16 protein-coding genes and 5 pseudogenes are annotated in these 18,053 nt (G+C 39.5%); 6 read left to right on the plus strand and 15 right to left on the minus strand.

Annotation, left to right across the window (positions count from 1 at the left end):
• Nucleotides 1-140 (plus strand): transposase (locus tag EKM69_RS09360; RefSeq protein ID WP_164505916.1); only part of this gene is annotated, 140 nt, incomplete at its 5' end.
• A gap of 8 nt (nucleotides 141-148) precedes the next feature.
• Here EKM69_RS09360 and EKM69_RS09365 read toward each other — a convergent pair.
• The 7 genes from EKM69_RS09365 to EKM69_RS09395 form a co-directional block, all read right to left on the minus strand.
• Entirely contained in the window at nucleotides 149-1,549 is a 1,401-nt protein-coding gene (locus EKM69_RS09365) for an FAD-dependent oxidoreductase (protein WP_054737352.1), read from the minus strand.
• A gap of 23 nt (nucleotides 1,550-1,572) precedes the next feature.
• Nucleotides 1,573-1,899 carry an arsenite efflux transporter metallochaperone ArsD gene (gene arsD, locus EKM69_RS09370; protein WP_225351580.1) on the minus strand — a complete coding sequence of 109 codons (327 nt, stop codon included), beginning with the start codon at nucleotides 1,897-1,899 and terminating at the stop codon, nucleotides 1,573-1,575.
• Nucleotides 1,895-2,224 carry a hypothetical protein gene (locus EKM69_RS09375; protein WP_003678453.1) on the minus strand — a complete coding sequence of 110 codons (330 nt, stop codon included), beginning with the start codon at nucleotides 2,222-2,224 and terminating at the stop codon, nucleotides 1,895-1,897. The genes arsD (EKM69_RS09370) and EKM69_RS09375 overlap by 5 nt, the downstream gene beginning before the upstream one ends.
• 16 nt (nucleotides 2,225-2,240) lie before the next feature.
• On the minus strand, nucleotides 2,241-3,536 hold the full coding sequence (locus EKM69_RS09380) for an arsenic transporter (protein ID WP_054737350.1): 1,296 nt from the start codon (nucleotides 3,534-3,536) through the stop codon (nucleotides 2,241-2,243).
• 58 nt (nucleotides 3,537-3,594) lie between these two features.
• On the minus strand, nucleotides 3,595-5,325 hold the full coding sequence (gene arsA, locus EKM69_RS09385; RefSeq protein ID WP_125710471.1) for an arsenical pump-driving ATPase: 1,731 nt from the start codon (nucleotides 5,323-5,325) through the stop codon (nucleotides 3,595-3,597).
• Between the two features lie 83 nt (nucleotides 5,326-5,408).
• On the minus strand, nucleotides 5,409-5,771 hold the full coding sequence (gene arsD / locus EKM69_RS09390; RefSeq protein WP_011222021.1) for an arsenite efflux transporter metallochaperone ArsD: 363 nt from the start codon (nucleotides 5,769-5,771) through the stop codon (nucleotides 5,409-5,411).
• Nucleotides 5,758-6,117, minus strand: a complete 360-nt coding sequence (locus tag EKM69_RS09395; protein ID WP_011222020.1) for an ArsR/SmtB family transcription factor — start codon at nucleotides 6,115-6,117, stop codon at nucleotides 5,758-5,760. The genes arsD (EKM69_RS09390) and EKM69_RS09395 overlap by 14 nt, the downstream gene beginning before the upstream one ends.
• Nucleotides 6,118-7,459: 1,342 nt before the next feature.
• Here EKM69_RS09395 and EKM69_RS09410 point away from each other — a divergent pair.
• Nucleotides 7,460-8,041, plus strand: a complete 582-nt coding sequence (locus EKM69_RS09410) for a recombinase family protein (protein WP_125710475.1) — start codon at nucleotides 7,460-7,462, stop codon at nucleotides 8,039-8,041.
• A gap of 61 nt (nucleotides 8,042-8,102) precedes the next feature.
• Here EKM69_RS09410 and EKM69_RS09415 read toward each other — a convergent pair.
• The 3 genes and pseudogenes from EKM69_RS09415 to EKM69_RS09430 form a co-directional block, all read right to left on the minus strand.
• Nucleotides 8,103-9,033 (minus strand): annotated as a pseudogene (locus EKM69_RS09415) (IS30 family transposase).
• A 400-nt stretch (nucleotides 9,034-9,433) separates the two neighbouring features.
• Nucleotides 9,434-9,673 carry a hypothetical protein gene (locus EKM69_RS09425; RefSeq protein WP_011669001.1) on the minus strand — a complete coding sequence of 80 codons (240 nt, stop codon included), beginning with the start codon at nucleotides 9,671-9,673 and terminating at the stop codon, nucleotides 9,434-9,436.
• Between the two features lie 3 nt (nucleotides 9,674-9,676).
• On the minus strand, nucleotides 9,677-10,462 hold the full coding sequence (locus EKM69_RS09430) for a ParA family protein (protein ID WP_011669002.1): 786 nt from the start codon (nucleotides 10,460-10,462) through the stop codon (nucleotides 9,677-9,679).
• 716 nt (nucleotides 10,463-11,178) lie between these two features.
• Between EKM69_RS09430 and EKM69_RS09440 the strand changes: the two genes are divergently transcribed.
• The 4 genes and pseudogenes from EKM69_RS09440 to EKM69_RS12525 all read left to right on the plus strand — a co-directional run bounded on the left by EKM69_RS09440 (nucleotide 11,179) and on the right by EKM69_RS12525 (nucleotide 13,169).
• Nucleotides 11,179-11,511 (plus strand): hypothetical protein, encoded by a 333-nt coding sequence (locus tag EKM69_RS09440; RefSeq protein WP_125710479.1) that lies wholly within the window; start codon nucleotides 11,179-11,181, stop codon nucleotides 11,509-11,511.
• Nucleotides 11,512-11,797: 286 nt separating this feature from the next.
• Nucleotides 11,798-12,139 (plus strand): annotated as a pseudogene (locus EKM69_RS09445) (replication initiator protein A); the annotation flags it as partial.
• 249 nt (nucleotides 12,140-12,388) lie between these two features.
• Nucleotides 12,389-12,670 (plus strand): type II toxin-antitoxin system RelB/DinJ family antitoxin, encoded by a 282-nt coding sequence (locus EKM69_RS09450; protein ID WP_125710483.1) that lies wholly within the window; start codon nucleotides 12,389-12,391, stop codon nucleotides 12,668-12,670.
• Nucleotides 12,660-13,169 (plus strand): annotated as a pseudogene (locus tag EKM69_RS12525) (hypothetical protein). The gene EKM69_RS09450 and the pseudogene EKM69_RS12525 overlap by 11 nt, the downstream one beginning before the upstream one ends.
• On the opposite strand, the gene EKM69_RS09460 reads toward EKM69_RS12525, so the two are convergent.
• From EKM69_RS09460 to EKM69_RS12685, 5 genes and pseudogenes are all read right to left on the minus strand, one after another.
• Entirely contained in the window at nucleotides 13,164-14,486 is a 1,323-nt protein-coding gene (locus EKM69_RS09460) for an ISL3 family transposase (protein WP_125710484.1), read from the minus strand. The pseudogene EKM69_RS12525 and the gene EKM69_RS09460 overlap by 6 nt on opposite strands.
• 159 nt (nucleotides 14,487-14,645) lie before the next feature.
• Nucleotides 14,646-16,541, minus strand: a complete 1,896-nt coding sequence (gene merA / locus EKM69_RS09465; protein ID WP_076633485.1) for a mercury(II) reductase — start codon at nucleotides 16,539-16,541, stop codon at nucleotides 14,646-14,648.
• Nucleotides 16,542-16,569: 28 nt separating this feature from the next.
• Nucleotides 16,570-16,962, minus strand: a complete 393-nt coding sequence (gene merR / locus EKM69_RS09470) for an Hg(II)-responsive transcriptional regulator (protein ID WP_076633486.1) — start codon at nucleotides 16,960-16,962, stop codon at nucleotides 16,570-16,572.
• Nucleotides 16,963-17,093: 131 nt separating this feature from the next.
• Nucleotides 17,094-17,938: pseudogene (locus EKM69_RS09475) on the minus strand (IS30 family transposase).
• Nucleotides 17,939-17,941: 3 nt separating this feature from the next.
• Nucleotides 17,942-18,013 (minus strand): annotated as a pseudogene (locus EKM69_RS12685) (hypothetical protein); the annotation flags it as partial.
• Nucleotides 18,014-18,053 lie beyond the last annotated feature (40 nt).

An 18,053-nucleotide genomic window follows, 5' to 3' on the forward strand; every position in this document is an offset into this window, starting at 1 on the left:
CGCAACGCTGGGTTATCGAACGCAGTTTTAGCTGGCTAGGAAAATATCGGCGCCTCTGGCGCCATTGTGAGCGAAAGCTGAACACCAGTAAGATGATGATTAGCTTAGCCTTCCTGCGAATACTCTTGAAAAGATTCTAAACACGTTCTTAGCGTTTCGCATTCTGTTGTTCCCAGTTCTGTGCTGCGATTTGTACTGCATCCCAAGGTGATCCAACTGGTGGTGAATAGGATAAGTCTAGGTCGCTAATTTCGGCTACTGTCATATCATTAAAAATTGCCGTAGCAAAAATATCACTGCGTTTAGCAACTTCACTACCGTAATGACCAATTAACTGCACGCCTAAAAGCCGGCCACTTTTTTGATCACCAGTAATTCTGATCTTAATTTTTTGAGCACCGGGAAAATAAGCCTTATGGTCATCAACATCAGTTGTTACCGTGAAAGGATTAAACCCTGCCTGGATAGCCTCACTTGTCAATAACCCTGTCCGTACAACAACTAAATCAAATGCCTTTAAAACTTGTGTCCCCAGGCTACCTTTAAAGGCACGTTGAATTCCAGCAATATTAAAACCAGCAATTCTTCCTTGTTTATGTGCAGTTGTACCTAATGGCAAGTAGGTTTCACCTAATAAATGATGTCTTGTTTCCACCAAATCGCCGGCCGCCCATATATCAGGTAATGAGGTCTGCATATATTGATCAACCTCGATGGCCCCGGCAATTCCAGTTTCAGCACCTACCTTGACCAGTAGCTCATTATTTGGTTGAACACCAACAACGATTAAGACTAAATCATACGTAGAAGATTGTGTCTTTTGATGATCATTTAAGCCAACAACTTCCACGTTGCTACCAGTTTCATTAATTTCTGAAACGGTTAAACCAGTAATAACATTGACGGCATTAGCAGACAACTTTTGATGAATAATTCGGCCTAAATCAGCATCAACCGTGGAAAGTATTTCTGAACCTCGTTGAAAAATAGTGACGTCTAAATGCCGTTTTCTTAAAGCCTCCGCCATTTCGATTCCGATATAACCAGACCCAACAATTGCGACCTTCCGAACACTATCTGTAGCTATATTTCTTTCAATCGCAAAGTAATCTGCCATTGTATGCAAAATACGAACTTTACTATCTTGCTGTTGAGCTTGCGCCAGGTCCACACCTTTAATACCCGATAGTTTTGGTCTAGCCCCTGTTGCTACAACCAAGTGGTCATAATGATAAGTTTTTAATTCGCCTGTAAGCGCATGTGCTACGACTTCATGTCGTTGCGGTTCAATTTTATCTGCAATCATGTTCATTTGAAATTCAATACCAGTCGAAGTCAATTCTTGTAAATTACGATGAGCTAGCAAGTGCCAATCCGGCACTTCTCCGCTGACTGCATAAGGTATTCCACAAATTGATAAATTTGGGTACTCATCTGCTAATAATATCTGAACTTTTAATTCAGGTTTAAGTTCTTTAGCCTTTAAGGCCGCCGAAATTCCGGCGTCACTGCCGCCGATAATTAATAATTTTTCCGTTTCATTTGCCATTTAATTAATTCCTTTCACCGTTGTTAGCGAACAAATGCACGACTTAAATCCTGATGTAGATAATCTGAAAACTCTTGGAAGGTTGGATAATCTCTTTGTTTAAAAATTATACCGTTAACCATAGTAATTGGTAATACAGTGATTCCATATTTTTTTAATAGGTCATTTATTTGATGATTACGAACAAAGGCGTCCGGATTTTGTGTAAGATTTCTGCGTATGATTATATTTTCACCATCTGCATTAACATGACGTTGAATTGCGGTAGTCTGAATCAATTCTTTCTTTACACTGGGACCACAAACACCAGTTGCACAACACATCGCCTCTTCAAATATTTCAATTTTAATCGTCTTTCACCTCGCATATTAGACGATGAAAATGTTCAAATTCCTTTTCTATTTGTGTATAATCACGAAAATAGCTGACCGCTAGATTATTTAAAATCAAGTGATTTATTTGCAAAAAGGCTATTTTTACCTTATACAAGTTCTGTTGTATTGTTAATTCACTACTGTATTTTAATTCAAGCAAATTAATTTCTTGGTTGGCTTGAATCAGGTAAACAGCAGAAATTGATTCTATTTCAGCTTTCGTGGCCTGTTTCACTAAAGCATCGACTATGTTTAATCTATTAGCTAATGAATCTTGTTGTGCATACTCAGTTTGCATCATAGCAAGTCATCCTTTCTCAACCAAAAAGACTTAGCGATAACCATAAACCACATAATGTAATGAATAGGACTGGAATCGTGATCGTGATCCCAATTTTAAAATAAGTACCCCAAGCAATTTTTACGTTTTTTTGCGCCAAAACATGTAACCACACTAACGTCGCCAGCGAACCGATTGGTGTGATCTTTGGTCCTAGATCAGAACCAATAATATTTGCATAAACTAACGTTTGGTGCATTAACCCTGATACATTAGCGCCCTTGATCGATAAAGCATTGATCATTACCGTTGGCATATTATTCATCGCTGATGACAGGAACGCTGCCAAATAACCCATTCCCATGGTCGCCACAAACCGGCTACCAGTTGCCATTTTGGCGATAACACCAGCAAGTAATGTTGTCAAGCCAACATTTTGTAGGCCATAAACCACCACATACATTCCGATTGAAAAGAAGACGATGTTCCACGGTGCTCCTTTAATGACTGCCTTAGTATCAACGTGATGACTTTGTTGACCAACCAACAAGAAAATTGCGGCAATCGTAAGTGCAATAAACGAAACGGGAATGTTTAGAAAACTACTGCTAAAATAACCGATCAATAACGCCGCTAACACGACCCAAGAGAACTTAAATAATCGTTGATCTTTGATTGCAGATTTTGGTTCAGCAACCTGATCTGCATCATAATGTTTGGGTAAGGCCTTGCGGAAATACAAATATAAGATACTGATGCTGGCGATCAGTGAAAAAAGATCAGGGATCCACATTCTTAGGGCATACTCGGAAAATGTAATGCCGAAAAAGTCAGCGGAAACAATATTGACTAGATTACTAACAACTAATGGTAACGAAGTCGCATCGGCAATAAAGCCACTGGCAATAATAAATGGGAAAACCTTTTTTTCATCAAAATGTAGGGCTCGCACCATTGCCAGAACGATCGGCGTTAAAATCAATGCCGCCCCATCGTTGGCAAAAAGTGCCGCCACGATCGCACCTAAAATAACGATCAAAATGAACATACGTACACCATTGCCTTTAGCCAGTCGTGCCATATGTAAAGCGGCCCACTCGAAAAAGCCGATCTCATCTAAAATCAATGAGATCAAAATAATGGCAACAAACGACAAAGTGGCGTTCCAAACGATCCCAGTAACGGTACCCACATCTTTAAATGTGACGACCCGAAATAGCAGTGCAAGTACTGCCCCACCAATTGCGGTCCAGCCTATTGATAGCCCCTTAGGTTGCCAAATGACGAATAATAACGTGAGTAAAAATATAAAAACAGCAAAAAAGACTTGCATAATTCCTCCCAACTACCAAAATCAGGGTATCGCTACCCTGATCAATTGATATCTTTATTTAAATCGTTAATAGCGTTTGTTCAAAATCTGGTTGCCACTGTTCCACTGCAAAATGATTGGCCGAAACGTCTTTGACTTTTTCGATCCATTCAACTTCATTTTGTGCCCGTGCTTGTAAACACGGATGCGTGGTTTGTGTAGCCAGCATGCTTTGATTGACCAACCACCATGTATGGGCAATTTGCGCCCGGTTTAAATCTTCATTGAGCCGCATTGATTCGTAGACTGGCGTTGTTTCCGGTAAAGTCACCATCACGATCTCGGTTTGTTGGGGATCTTGCAACCGTGGCAATAGATCAATAATTGCTTGTGGCACGTCACCGGCTGTGCGCTTAACTTCCTGTGCATAGCTTTGAGTGGAATCTAATAGTAACAACGTGTGCCCAGTTGGCGCCGTATCGATCACCACCACGTCACTGTCGTTTTGCGCCACAATATTAGCAAAAGCGCGGAAAACCGCAATTTCTTGCGTACATGGTGAACGGAGATCTTCGGCGACATAATCAACGTCAGCCGCTTTCATGGTTTGGCGAGCCGTTGCCAGTACTTCAGCTTGATAATCTTTCAATACCTGCTGCTCGTCAATATGGCTGATCGTAACTGCCGGATCAGCTGTTTTAAAGAAATCTAGATGATCGGCCGGATCAGTGGTGGCTAGATGAACGGTTTTATGTTGGGTCACTAATTTCTGCGTGATCTGCACCGCAACCGTTGTTTTACCGACGCCCCCTTTGCCCATGGTAAAAATAATCTTTTTATCCGTCTTGATCAGATCAGCAACGATCGTATCTAAGTTGGGATAGTTATTGGTCAGCGGCGGATAGGTAGCTAATGCGGGTTGTGTTGCCTGTAACACCAGGTGTAATTTATTTAAGCCGGTAACGTTGTAGGCGCGTAACGGCACTTCATACTGAGCAAATTTTTTTAATACAGCCGGCATTTGTTGTAGATCAGCCTGTTGTTGCGCAAAAATAGCCTGCGAAGCGTGATCCGTCGGTGTTTTAAGCGTGCCATTAATGATCAACTGCTGATTAGTCATGCCGATCGCGGCTAGTTCTTGTGCTGCTCGTGCTGCTTCAAGTAATGAGGCTTTTTGTGGCCGCGTCACCAACATTAATGTGGTCAAGTCCCCATTGCTTAACGTTGCTACCGCTTTTGCATAAATTGCTTTTTTATCACCCATACCGGCTAATTGGCCTAAGCAAGAAGCACCGCGATCATTTTCATCTAAATAATTATTCCACGCTGACGGTAGCTGTAGCATGCGCAAGGCATGACCAGTTGGCGCCGTGTCAAAAATAATATAATCAAAGCGCTGGTCAACCGCCGGATCAGTTAAAAAGTTGGCAAATTCATTGAATGCCGCGATCTCGACCGTACAGGAACCGGATAGCTGTTCTTCCATATTTTTAACAGCAGCATCCGGCAATACGCCGCGATAAGGGCCAACAACACTTTCCCGATACTCACCAGCTGCGGTCACAGGATCAAAATTGGCGGCAAACAACCCTGATACACCATTAATTGCTTGCGGTTTATTGGTTAATGCTGTATTGAAAACATCCTGTAAATTACTAGCTGGGTCAGTTGAAACGAGCATCACTTGATTACCAGCATCAGCCAAATTAATGGCGGTTGCACTGGCCGTCGTTGTTTTACCAACGCCACCTTTACCGGTAAAAAACAAATAATGAGTTAAATTAGCGTTTTGTGGTTGATAGTCCTGCATTGATATCCTCCTCAGTCACATATATATTTATCTATATATAATTCAAAAGAAATGGCCGCGCCATCTCTTACCTTTAGTAAAATTTAGCAACAGCCACCATCACCGCCACAGCAACCGCCTGTTTGCTCAGCTGGCACGAAAACTAGCCCAGTATAGTCAGATAATTCATCGATCGTTGGGTACGCGCCCGTTTTAACGATCTGGCCGTCAACCACGGTGATCGGTAAAACAGCGTCAGCATCATCCTTGATGGCCGCTAAAATATCGGCTCGTTCACTAAAAACATCAGGATTATTACTTAAATTGTAACGGTCAGCTTCAATCGTTTTAACACCTTGTAAAGCATCAAAGGCAGACGTGATCATTAAGAGATTTTGATCAACGGACGGACCACAAACCCCAGTCGAGCAGCACATTGCTGGTTCAAATAATTCAATTTTTTTCATTTGTCATAACAACCTTTCCTGAAGCACATTCTTCACAATCAACACAGCCGTCATCGTGGCAAATACAGTGATCATCACTTGATAATAATTGCGCCGTATCCTGCTTAAAGGTCAGCATAAAATCGGGGCGTAACGTATAATGCTGCCACTTACCTTCCTTGCGTGCCGCAACAATACCAGCATTTTGCAAAACTTTCATATGGTGGGATAAAGTCGGCTGTGAAAAGTCGAAGTGCTCTAAAATATCACAAGCACACAAAGAACCACAGGAAAGCAGATCAATAATTTTTAAGCGATTTGGATCGGCCATTGCTTTCAGCATTTGAACATACTTTTGATAGTCCATTTGTAAGCTCCTATTCCATAATTAAGGTAATCTATTAGTTAAATACGCTAATAATAAACATTGATGTTACAGTGATACAGACTGAACTTGCTACTTTTGGTTTTGGCTTAATCAACAACAGAAAGCCAATCCTGTTTAGCAGAAAATATTCAACAAGCAGATACTTCTTGCTAATCAGTGTTGCCAAAATGAATGATTATGACCGCTTTCGTGGTGATCTTAGGGAACTTAGTTGCAAACTCCGCAACTGCATTTCCTCAACTCAACTTGCTTCGATTACCGCAAGAAACATCGTATTTTGTAAACATAGACGCGCATCTATATCTATAATATAGACCCATATCTATGTAAGCGTCAAGCTTTATTTTGAAATAAAATAGCAGCATCTATTTTAGATCATACTGAATAATCACATTCTTCCATGATTAGTTTTTTAAGCCGATAGATTAACCAACTTCAAACTTGGATCGATATTTCGTTTTGAAAATAACTTATTCAAATCCATAAAAGGAAGTCCATATGTCCCGGCGGCCTTTTTGCGGTACCAATTTTGGTACCATAATTTGATAATCATTGCTTATTATTGCTCAATCGGCCAAATTTCTATACAAAATTGGGAGAAAAAGATACCTAAACTTTCAAATCAACGGCAAACAAAAAAGCCCGTTTTATCAGGCTTTTGGCTACTTAAATCTCATATTATCCCGCTGCTTTTTTACAATATCTAGTCATTTTTTATAGTGAGCTTCCAGGGTTACTCTCCGCAGGTAGTCAGCTTTATTTTCTGTTTTCTGCGATTGTCGCATTGTTTCCACCTCCAGGATGAATCAAAATTATTGTTGTTCAGCCCCTCACCATTACTGGCTACTATGGCCTCGGCTGACTTCTGTCATGGACAACTCAACATTACTATTGAGCCTGTTCCTGCCAGAAATAACTTCCAGCTTGAGAGAACTACCATGACAGACCTCCCCGGGTAAGAGCAGTAGCTTTCGCATCAAACCGTTGGCTTTACTGTGACGGTTTCGAGTGGTCAGGGACTTCGATTTGTTAGGTAATCTCATCCCACCGTTTCCAGCCTTTTAGCCACTTCTTGTTCATCGATTCGATGTTTCGTCTAGGACTTCCTTCAGATTCTACCTCACGATAGACGCCCTTGTCTTCGACTCGTGATACCGGCCACTACGGCTCACAGCGGACTTACACCGCCTAGTTACTGCCCATGCCGGGCGCACCTTAAAAAGCGACACAACTCAACAGTTGTGGCCTCTTTTTTGATACTGTATAATTAAAGGGTTAGAACCGTGTCATTACTTAATGACATAAGTAAGGAGCTAAAAAGATGAAATATGGCTATGCGCGGGTCAGTACCACTGATCAAAAATTAGCAAATCAAATTGAGGTACTAAAATTGGCAGGAGCAGAAAAAATCTTTCAAGAAAAGTTTACCAGCACAACTACCGAACGACCGGAGTTTCAAAAACTGTTGCGCGTTCTAAAAACAGGCGATACTTTGATTGTCACTAAGCTGGATCGGTTTGCGCGGAACACGCGCGAGGCATTAGCCATTATCCAAGAGTTGTTTAAAGAAAATGTCAAAGTCAACATTTTGAATATGGGCTTAATTGACAATACGCCGACTGGCCAATTAGTCTTTACAATATTTAGCGCCTTTGCGCAGTTTGAACGCGATATGATTGTCACGCGTACACAAGAAGGTAAATTGTATGCCAAGCAACATGATCCGTTGTTTCGGGAAGGGCGACCGAAAACGTATTCTGATGAACAAATCAGATTTGCTTATGAGCTGCGAAAACAAGGCATGACCTACAAGATGATTGAACGAAAGACGGGGATTAGTAAACGCACGCAGCAGCGACGGTTTAAGTTAATTGAGAAACCAAGTGATACTTCTAAAATCTAAAACAGGTGAAAGATCATGAAAAAGGATATTTGGTAGATTGTGTATGTGGTAGATTGCAAATTTAATCCGAATTTTTGGACAAATTGGTCAGCATAACCTGATACGGTGTTTTCCAGTCAAGTATTTTAAGCGGTCTCTGGTTAATTTGGAGTAACGTCGTCGTTAAATCTTGAGCACTAATGTGCTCAAAACGAGTCCCCTTAGGATAAAAATAACGTAAATTCCGATTAAAGCGTTCATTACTACCACGTTCAGCTGGCGTATAAGCATGACAGTAATAGGTCTTAATACCATATTGTGATTCAAATGATACTAGCCCACTAAACTCAGTACCACGGTCCACAGTAAAACTGTGCACCGGTCCATTAAAAGTTGTTAGGAACTTAGTCAGTGCTTCATTAACACTCGCTGTCGTTCGGTCCTTTAACCGATATGCCCAAAGGAACCGTGATTTGCGATCGATTAAAGTTAATAAAACTGCCTTACTATGCCCACGAGGGCCAACGACGGTATCTAGTTCAAAATCACCGATGCGATTACGTTGATTAATCATCATGGGACGCTGTTCAATCGATCGCCCCAAAGATTGATTATATTTGGATCGTTGGTCAACGTTACGCCGTTGGCGTACGCCATGTTCAGGTAGATCATTCAAGGAGAAACCAATTCTCCCCTGATTTAGCCAATTATAAATAGATTTAGTAGCTAGTTTAAATTCTTGAGCAATCATTCCTGGTGACCAGCTTAGATGTAAATGGTTGAGAATTGTTTGCTTTAACTCATCGCTCAGCTTAGTTTTCCGACCACATCGTGATCGCTTGTAATTCGGCATCTGTTTGTGCTAATTCAGCCTGATAAGGTTGACATCGAGATAATTAATAAGAAATTGTTGACGGTGATCGGTTCAGCCGAACGCCCATTTGGATATTGGACAGCCCTAGTTCACAAAAGGTTTCGATTTTAATTCGTTCGGAATAGGTTATACTAGACAAAAGATCAGCTCCTAAAAGATGGGTTTGTGGTAAACACCATTTTAAAGGAAGCTGATCTTTTTTGTCCGAACAGCGTTCGGATTAATTTTACAATCTACTATGTCCTAAATGGACACAAGCAACGCTCCTAAGCAAAGCCTGTATGTACTGATTTCAGAAAAGCCCTCTATTCCGCATAATAGAGGACTTTTTTGTGTGCATTCTGCTTAATTTAAACGGACAAGTATACATCTAAAAGGTGAACGTGTTGTCTGAGAGCGCGTAATTATTTACTTTTTTCTTTGTTAGCATCGCTGGATTCCAAAGCCTGAATTTGAGTCGTAAGCGTATTTTGTTCAGGTTAAATTAAAATTGCAAGTTACTTATTACAAGTTACAAGATACAAGTTACAGATTACAAGTTACTTGTAATCTGTATCTGGGTGACTCTTTTTATAGCTTCGAAGCCCACGCTTTATTATGTCATCTAAAATCTCAACCATTTTTGTATTTTCTTCGAAGGCAATTTTTCGAATATCATTGTAAAATGATTCTCTAACTCGTAATGGTTTTGTTTTTTCTTTTCGTTTAAAAGGAGAGTCGCCATCTTTTAATTGACTCTCTGCATCAATCTGATCTAAAAGACTTTTCTTTTCTGGCATATTCTACTCCTCCAACAGATTAATTCGTGATAGAGCTTCATCTAATACTACTTGATACATATATAAAGCCCTTTTGTCCCACATATCCTCATCTTTAATTCCACTTTTTCCGAAACGTTTAACACGTTCTCTTTGAAATACGTTCCCATGAAATAGGGCTTTTCCAAAGGCTTGATTAGCGGCTTTCAACACTTCATGATCGACAGGTCCGTCTTTTTTAACCAGATAGGCAATAATGCCAAGCAAATCAAATGATTTGTCATAGTCTTTTCTAAGCCCTTGAAGATAGCTTACAAATTTTAAAGAACTTGAGTAAGATTGCTCTTGAGTCTGCATAACCATAATTACGTAATCTGAGGCTAAAACGGCATTATTTGTATATGCTGATAGCGTTGGCGGAACGTCTATTAAAATATAATCATAATCATTTCTAATTTTTGTTAGCAAAGTTTTTAAAAATAGTGGTCGGTCACTTTTCTTATAATCTTCAAGCATATCAGGAAGCAAAGATAAGCTCCAATCACTAGGCATCAGATCAAGGTAATCTGTGACGTGTGCAATGGACTCAGATAAATCCAGATTCTTAATACCATCAGTTAAACTTTTGGAATTTTTTTGTTTGAATACAGGAAATGTTTTTTCTATAATTTCACTAGCATTTCCTTGTGGATCAAAATCAATTAATAAGGTTTTTCTATGGGCTTTATTTAATAGATAAGAAAAGGTTACACAAGTTGTTGTTTTTCCAACTCCACCTTTAAAGTTTCCTATCGTGATCGATGTGGTCATACAGGATCCTCCAGACTTGAACTTATTAGTTCATAGTCATTGTAATGCAACGAGCATAGCAATTCAACGTAAATATAAAGATACAAATTACAAGTATCAAATTACATGAAACTTGTTACAAATTACTTTTGTTATTTTTGCGATTTTTGTTTATAAACAAGATGAATAGTGGTATGGTTAATTCATAAAATAGAACATAAAAAAACACCCACCGACGGGAATCGGTGAGCGCCACATAAAAGTCATCTAGTTCAATGACTATTATATCATGGCCGGTGCGATTTTTAAAGCCCTAGGGGACAAGCTGGGGTCTAAATCCAAGGGGACACGTTTGCCAGTGCGACTTCAATAAGTCTGGCTATACCACAACAAGGTCATCTGTACGGCTGGGTGGTGAATGGTGAGCGCGACCATTAACGGCGCGGGTGGTAAAACGAAGCTTCGGCTTGGTGCCACTGATTAGTTGGTGATCGAACAAATATAAATACGTATCATCAACGCCTACTAGGGCGTTTTTTAGTAGGCTAAACCGAAAACGTAGGTTTATAATGAGTGGTGGTAGCAATACCGCAATTGTACAGACAAGCGACGGGCGTTAACGACCGACGAACTAAGGGGAAACTTTTAGTAGTAGAATTGTACTCTGGTTCAGTTATTCCAAATAGCTGTTTCCAGGGAACAATTCTGCGCTCAAAACGTCACTCCCTCTAAACTGAATGGAAAACCGTAACCCGTCAAGTCAAATTCCAAAGAAAAAAAGAAAGTTGGTGGAATTGTTGGAATGTAAGGATTACATTGTTCCATTGAATCAAGATGTGATCGTTAAGAAGACAATCTATCGGAGTTCTGCAAGAATTACAAATCAGCAGAGAGATCAATTGAAGAGAGTTTTGCGTAGTCAAGGGTATCAGGGAAGAATTAGTAGTATTCGATACACTCGAGTAAATTACAAGTATTCATTTAAAGTATCAGTGAAGTATCGGGGAAGTGTTGGCAAATTTTTGGTTAATACAAAGAATGAGACAGTTGAATTTAAGGGAATGGTCTAGGAGTAATCCCAGTAAATTTCACAAAGTATAATTCCCCAATTAAGGCCAATCTGTGACCTATACCACTTCTTTTTTGGACAAGTTCACAATCAAGAAATAACGGAATGTGGAAGTACCGCGGTGAATGTGGGTTACTTGGTATAAGCCGCCTTATGTTAAGTAAAAATTGGTATACTAAAAAAGGCTCCCGGTTTAACACTGGAGGCCTTTTTTCTAGGTTACATATTTTGAGGATGAATGTTTTTATCTTCGTAGCTTTTACTTGGGTGCTGTAACATGATGAATACTGCTTAGTTTTTGGTGCCGTACCCCGCAACATATGCGTCGCTTCGTTGGTATTATCTTAAATGCTAAGTACCGAATTGAGAAGGATCATAAAGATATTGGCGTCATAATCCCACTGGACGACGAAGAACTTAAATTTTTAATGACTAAAGCCTTGAGATGTTACTTTAACGCCCTAAGAAGCAATGAGAAGCACATCAAGAACGTGGAAAACTACCTGTACGGCACCATGCAAAATCTATTTGGTGTTTGGTGGAATAAACAAGCGGCTAGAGAATACGCGGCCAAACACCCCGAAGAAGAAAAGCCGGCCGATAACGACAACAGTGGGTTGTACTACTAGTCCTAAAAGGCTACAAAATCCTTTCTAAGCAGTTTTAAGACTTGCTAGCCTCTTTAACTTAAGCTAGATTTAAATGGCTTAAACAGAAGAATAGGGGCTTTTAAATGAGCGCCAGAGCTAACCAGCTCAAAAGTTCAGCCTTTAGATCAACGCCAAGCTCAAGTGATTTGAGGCCAGGGCTTTATCTATTGATAAGGTACTCAAAAGGTAGTATAATGGTAGTAGTAAAAGAAGGGAGATGAGACAATCATGACGGTTAAGGAAAAGAAACGGGTCCAAGTCAAGATTGATAAAGATTTGGCCGATGATACCGAAGCAGTTTTAAGCGAATTGGGCTTAAATCCAACCACGGCCATTAACATGTTTTACAAGCGGATTGTTGCTAATGGTGCTTTACCTTTTAATGTGTCTTTAAGCGAAGAAGAAAAAGCTAATTTACGCTTTTTAAAGGCGACCGAAGGGACACCAGTCACCGAGTTCAAAGACGCTAAAGAGGTCGCTGATTGGCTCAACGATCCAGATGAGGACTAATGACTTAGTCAGCCTATACATTAGTTTTGTAGAAACTAACAGTGGCAAGTCTCGACCAGTTTTAATTCGTCGCGTATCAGAACAGACGGTCTAGGCTTTTAAAATTACTAGTCAGTATGAAAAGAAGTCGGCTTATATCAAGCAACAATATTATCCGATTCAAGATTGGCAATCCGCTGGGTTGAAGAAACCTTCCTGGGTCGATATTGGTAGTATTTATCGCTTTCCCAAAGCCGGTTTAAACTTTAAAGAAATCGGTCATTTAAGTAAGCTAGATCAAAATAAAATTTCAGATTTTACGCTTGACCTAAAATCAAAAATAAGAGGTAAGGGTCAAAAGATAATTCAACAGCGATCAAGTAAAAGGAAGCACAAAGAAAGTAAAGCAGAGCTTACACAAAGAATTCAAAAACAGTTAAAAGACTTTGCTAAACACAATCCAGAAATTAAGCCAAAAAACAATGGGTATTCGGATTTTATGGTGGAAAAGGGCTTATAAATCACCCTTCTCCAAATTCTTAATAAGTGTGGAAAAATCGACACCAAAGTTGTCTGTAATGTCGTGATCATTCACTTCATACCAATTGAAAGTATCGTATAACATAGCTTTATTGAAAGCACTTGAATTAAATCGTGGCTTACGCTTTTTATGGAGCTTCTCATTGAAAAGGATTTTGGCTCGTAAGGCATCAAACGAGTAACCTCTACCCATTCGCTCTACCTGCCTAATAATGCTGTTAATTGACTCCGTATAAGCATTAGTGGGCCTTTTATCAAAGTAGTTGAATATTTCGACATGCCAGTTGTCTACGGCTCTCACGAGGTCTTTATATGCGTCTTTAGAGTTGCTGGACATACAACGGTGTCTCCATTGACTATAACGAAGATGACCTTCATCTGGATCAGGAGTATCCCATATCCAGTAAAACTCTTCTTTGAGTTCATAGGCTTCTTTTAAAGCAGGAAGATTACCTAACCAAGTATCTAAGAGGAATGATTCACGTTCATTTAAATCGTGTTTACGCTTTAGAAGGATAAACCTTTCACGCATAAGGGTACGTATTTCTTTTTGGCTCATATGGGCTTTCAAAGACTTCCTGACGTTATCTAAGGCTTGATTAGCCATTCTAACTACATGAAACTTATCTACGACAACTTTAGCGTGTGGAAGGATAGTGTTCACTGCGTCTTTGTAGGGCTTCCACATATCCATTGTGACGTACTCAATGTAAGTCCTGTCACTGATTTCTGAAAGACGTTGGATGACTGTTTCCTTGTTACGGTTAGGCTTGATGTCATAAATAGTCCTGCGTTCAATATTAGTCAATACAAGCCGAGGTCTACGGACAATATGTATCTCGTCTATCCCAAGCCACTTAGGAGTTTCAAACTGGTATTCACGTTCTTTGAGTGCCACATAGTCCTTAAAAACGTTCCTAATGGTTTTCTCGTCAACACCAACGCTTTCTGCGACTTCTACAAAGGTCTTAGACATGGATTGCTCTTGAATGAACTTTAAAAGCCTTTTGGTCATACTACGCTTTTCATCTACAGATATTAGGCGTTCCCAGAAGGTAGATCCGCATTCACGACACTTGTATCGTCTACGGTTCAATTGTAAGCCCACTCGCTTTAAACGAATGGGCAAATCCATAATTAGTTGATTTCTTGAACTGTGTTTGTACAACTTGTCAAAACCACATTCAGGACAACGTTCAGGTGGTCCGACTGCTTCAACTTTAAACATCATATCGGTTTCATTTTCTTGTGGCGGCTCTATTGTTTTAATGTCTGGTAGGGATAATAAGTCTGACATATTATTCATCCTTTATTACTCTGCGGTGTTAAGGTATCAATTATAGATTTGATGTCGAAATCATCAGTGTTAAATTATTTTTGTGACCACAAATGCACTTAGAAAATCCCTTAAAGCATTAGCTGGTTCACTTGAATAGGGAGTTGTAAAAAAGTTCCCTTAGCCTGCACAGCAAGATAATTTCGAAACATCTTTATCAAAAGTTAGGACAGCCAGCTTCAATCCTTCTGCCATTGTTAGATATGGAGCCATCGTTTCTCTCAGATCTCCAACAGTTAAACCGAATTTCACAGCTAATGTTGCTGCATAAATTACGTCTCCTGCGTTTTCTGCCACTACATGCGCCCCTAACACTTTCAATGTTTTCGCGTCTGCCACTAATTTGAAAACACCTGTTGTTTCCCGATTAACGAGCGCTCTTGGAACAGCATCCAACGGCAATACCGATGTTTTCACTTCATATCCTTTTTCTTTTGCCTGTTGCTCCGTTAAACCAACCGTTGCAATCGATGGAGAAGTAAACGTAACGCCTGGAACCACTTCTAAATTGACCTTTTGATTTAGTCCTCCGATTGCATTACGAGCAGCAAGTCCACCTTCATAAGCAGCTACATAAACAAATTGGGGACCGAGAGTGACATCTCCAGCTGAATAAATTCGGGAATTGGTCGTTTTAAGATAATCATCAATGACAATTTCACCACGGGAACCAACTTCAACGCCTGCTGCATGTAAGTTTAATGATTCTGTATTTGGTTTTCTTCCAGTGGCAATTAGCAATTGTTCTGCTTCAATAATTCGCTTTTTACCATTTATCTCAACATGAACTTTTTTAATGTCTCCATCTTGCTCAACTCGTTCATAGGTTGCACCTGTTACTAAATTAATTCCCTGTTCTGTTAAGGCCTTAGTAATGGCTTCTGAAATTTCAGGATCGTATTCTTTTAATAGACGCTCGCTTCTTTGAATCAAAGTGACTTCTGACCCGAGGTTATGAAATAGTTGTCCTAATTCCATGCCGATATATCCTGAACCAATTACGGTAAGACGATTTGGAACCTTCTTTAATTCCAATAAGCTAGTGCTTGTTAAATAATCTACTTCATCTAATCCGGGAATATTAGGTGCAGTTGAAGAAGCACCTGTAGCTATTAAAAATCTTTTGGCTGTGATTTGATTGCCATTTACTTCAACTGTATTTTCATTTACGAATTTTGCTTCACCTTTTATTAATTCAAAACCATAATCATCAATTAAATTCACATATTTTTCATTTCGCATCTCGGTTACTAAATCATTCTTTTGTTTTACTAATGGCGCTAAATCAACATTTGAAGCCGAAGTGTGTAATCCCACAAATGGATTATTTTTTGCTAGATGATTGATTTCCCCTGCTCTTAATAAGGTCTTAGAAGGAACGCATCCGACATTAACGCAAGTTCCACCCACCGTTCCACGCTCAATCATAGCCACTTTTGCGTTCAAAGTAACGGCTTCAATGGCAGATGAAAAGGCAGCTCCACCAGAACCGATGATGATGTAATCATAATCATAGTTACCTTCATCATTTAAACTTACATCTGTCCTTTTTTCCGATTGCACTTGTATTTCTTCCGCTTCGCCCGGTTGATATTGTGCGTCAGTAATCGCTGTTTTCGCGATATCAATGTCTACATCATACGGTAGTTCAAACAGTGCTTCTCCGCGACGAAAGTCTACTTCAATCCCTTTTGCACCTGCATTTTCAAGAGCAACCGCAATATGTTCTTCACAACCAGTGCAGGTCATTCCTTCAACGTTTAGCCGATATTTTTTCAATAAATTCGTCTTTTGTTCCGATTGAAATTCTTCTGCTTCGCCCGGGTGATAGTTTGCGTCAGCAATCGCCTTTATTGCACTTTCAACCTCAATATCATCGGGCAGTTCAAATACTGCTTCACCACGACGATAACTAGACTCAATATTTTTAGCACCTATCTTTTCAAGTGCTGATTCTACGTGTTTTTCACAACCCGTACAAGTCATTCCTGAAATGTTTACCTTAAATTTATTCATAAAAAAGCTCCTTTCGTTAATTAATCTCTCATGTTAATGTTTCTATTATTGGACACGAATGTAATCGCTTTTCATCTGGACATCGTTGTTTTAAGTCGTCTAACATAGTTTCAATTCGTTTTAAATCCTCTATTTGTTTTTGCACCTCCTTTTGTTTTTTAGAAACAAATTCGAACATATCTTGACAACGAACTTCATCTTTATCTACAACACCAAGTAATTTATAAATCTCGCTTAAAGAAAAACCAAGTTCCTGTATTCGTTTAATAAACCCAACACGCTTAACGTCATCATATGAATATATCCGATAACCAGCTTCCGTTCGGTGAGGTTCTTGTAATAAATTTTTTCGCTCGTAATATCTGATCGTTTCTTTATTAACTCCACATTTATCTGCAAACTCACTAATGCGATAAATCATCTTATTTCACCCCATGAATATTATAAACCGTGTACCATAGTACACGTTCAAGTAAATTGGACTATTTTATTTTTTTCCCAAAGTATCACTCGTATGTGATTGATACTTTTATATAAGGCAGATTGCAAGAATTATCCGAACACCGCATGTTTCTGAAAGACTTTTCGTGGTGATTGCCAGTTGAGCGTTTTCATTGGCCTGGCATTAATCCAATGATTAATTTGATCTAATTCTTTCTGACTGATGGTTTCAATTTTGCGTTCTTTTGGGATAAAACGACGGACATATCGATTTAGCACTTCATTACTACCACGTTCTTCTGGTGAATATGGGTGTGCAAAATACATCGGTATGCCTAGCTGTTCTTCTATTTCATCATATTTTGCAAACTCTCGACCGTGATCAACTGTAATTGATTTAGCATTTTTATACCCTTGAAAAACCTAATAATAGCTGGTGTCACTGCCTGACTATTGCGCCCACTGACATGTCTCATGATATGTTGTCGACTCAATCGTTCTGTGATGGTCACTAAAACATCGCCACGTGTTTTACCAGATTGCATCGTATCAACTTCAAAATGACCAAATTCTTGTCTTAATTGGACAGCTTTTGGTCGTTTTTCAATTGAACGGCCATGAGCAAAAACACGTCTACGGCCGTCAGATTGACGTTTACGTCGAATACCTTTATCAGGTAAATCTGATAACTTAATTTTAAGCAAACCATGATGAATCCAGTTGTAGATGGTCTTGAAAGCAATACCCAATACATGAGCAGCGGTTTCTGGTGACCACTTCAAGATACCAATGTGATGGTTCAAAAAAGCTGATATTTCAGGTGTTAGGGTCGGATGGCGACCGTGTTTGTGCCGATTACACTGGGCTAAATGATGAGCCTGTTGTGCATTGTATGGTTTAATTCGATTTAACTCGTAGGTAATAGTTGCAGGAGAACGCTTTAAGAAACGGGCTATTTCTCGAGTTGAATGATTAAGTTTGATCATTGTTTCAATGACAGAACGTTCGTGAGCTGATAAACTAGAAGACATAAGCTGCAGATCCTTTATGGTTGATTTTAGTCAATTACCA

The sequence above is a fragment of the Companilactobacillus zhongbaensis genome, from assembly GCF_003946515.1.
Lineage (GTDB): Bacteria > Bacillota > Bacilli > Lactobacillales > Lactobacillaceae > Companilactobacillus > Companilactobacillus zhongbaensis.

Bases quoted from the DNA above. Each gene is read 5' to 3' on its own strand.
- EKM69_RS09365 (WP_054737352.1), bottom strand. From the start codon at position 1,549: ATGGCAAATGAAACGGAAAAATTATTAATTATCGGCGGCAGTGACGCC.
- EKM69_RS09375 (WP_003678453.1), bottom strand. From the start codon at position 2,224: ATGATGCAAACTGAGTATGCACAACAAGATTCATTAGCTAATAGATTA.
- EKM69_RS09380 (WP_054737350.1), bottom strand. From the start codon at position 3,536: ATGCAAGTCTTTTTTGCTGTTTTTATATTTTTACTCACGTTATTATTC.
- arsA (WP_125710471.1), bottom strand. From the start codon at position 5,325: ATGCAGGACTATCAACCACAAAACGCTAATTTAACTCATTATTTGTTT.
- arsD (WP_011222021.1), bottom strand. From the start codon at position 5,771: ATGAAAAAAATTGAATTATTTGAACCAGCAATGTGCTGCTCGACTGGG.
- EKM69_RS09395 (WP_011222020.1), bottom strand. From the start codon at position 6,117: ATGGACTATCAAAAGTATGTTCAAATGCTGAAAGCAATGGCCGATCCA.
- EKM69_RS09410 (WP_125710475.1), top strand. From the start codon at position 7,460: ATGAAATATGGCTATGCGCGGGTCAGTACCACTGATCAAAAATTAGCA.
- EKM69_RS09425 (WP_011669001.1), bottom strand. From the start codon at position 9,673: ATGCCAGAAAAGAAAAGTCTTTTAGATCAGATTGATGCAGAGAGTCAA.
- EKM69_RS09430 (WP_011669002.1), bottom strand. From the start codon at position 10,462: ATGACCACATCGATCACGATAGGAAACTTTAAAGGTGGAGTTGGAAAA.
- EKM69_RS09440 (WP_125710479.1), top strand. From the start codon at position 11,179: ATGGAAAACCGTAACCCGTCAAGTCAAATTCCAAAGAAAAAAAGAAAG.
- EKM69_RS09450 (WP_125710483.1), top strand. From the start codon at position 12,389: ATGACGGTTAAGGAAAAGAAACGGGTCCAAGTCAAGATTGATAAAGAT.
- EKM69_RS09460 (WP_125710484.1), bottom strand. From the start codon at position 14,486: ATGTCAGACTTATTATCCCTACCAGACATTAAAACAATAGAGCCGCCA.
- merA (WP_076633485.1), bottom strand. From the start codon at position 16,541: ATGAATAAATTTAAGGTAAACATTTCAGGAATGACTTGTACGGGTTGT.
- merR (WP_076633486.1), bottom strand. From the start codon at position 16,962: ATGATTTATCGCATTAGTGAGTTTGCAGATAAATGTGGAGTTAATAAA.